Origin of the sequence: Falsihalocynthiibacter sp. BN13B15 (assembly GCF_041205415.1) — a bacterium.
GTDB lineage: Bacteria > Pseudomonadota > Alphaproteobacteria > Rhodobacterales > Rhodobacteraceae > Falsihalocynthiibacter > Falsihalocynthiibacter arcticus.
Genome location: NZ_JBGFCE010000073.1, coordinates 1 through 671, shown reverse-complemented (window position 1 = coordinate 671; position 671 = coordinate 1). Strand labels below are relative to the sequence as shown.

The 671-nt window shown below is 54.1% G+C and carries 2 protein-coding genes; both read right to left on the bottom strand.

Annotated features, from left to right (window positions below; all coding sequences use genetic code 11):
- The coding region (locus AB9F26_RS22200; protein ID WP_369769121.1) for an IS3 family transposase at positions 1-245 on the bottom strand (245 nt) is incomplete at its 3' end.
- Between the two features lie 289 nt (positions 246-534).
- The gene (locus AB9F26_RS22195) at positions 535-651 is read right to left on the bottom strand and encodes a transposase (protein WP_369757609.1); all 117 of its coding nucleotides are present in this window, start codon (positions 649-651) and stop codon (positions 535-537) included.
- Between the last annotated feature and the right edge of the window lie 20 nt (positions 652-671).

Below are 671 nucleotides of genomic sequence, written 5' to 3'. Positions count from 1 at the left end.
AGAAGATATGGCCAAATCTTGTGTTGCGGATGCTTTTTACTGGTGTTGGGCTCCTGATAAATCGGCACCAATCGCATGAGGCGCATCAAACGGCGGACACGATGCCGCCCGCATGCGTGGTTGTTGCGCTTCATATAACGTGCCATCTGGCGCGATCCATACCACGGGGTCTCCAAGAACTGCTCGTCGATGATCGCCATAAACCGCAGGTTCTCGACGCTCTCGCCCTTCGGTTCATAGTACAAATTAGATCGCGTTAACGTCAGCAATGCGCATTGCCGACGCATGCTTAGTTTATGATCCTGGCTCACCATTTTTTGCCTCGCGTCCCGAGCAACTGGTCCGAGGCATCGGCCAAAAAATCCCGCTCCATCCATTGGCCGGCAGGGGTGTTTACACCCCGAGAGGCACAAGCTGACCGATCTTCGAATGCAATTTGTCGACTTCAGCCGCGCTCACCTGTTCCGGGGCAGCACCTCGGCGCGTAAAAGCCGTCGTCATGTTTTCTATCGCTGCACGCTTCCACGTGCCGATCTAGGTCGGGTGAACACCATACTTCTTGGGCAACTCCGCAAGCGTCATCTCCTCGCGGATTGCTTCAAGCGCGACCTTGGCTTTGAACTCTGGCGAATGGTTCTTTCGTTTTTTCATTCTGGATCACTTCTCTCATC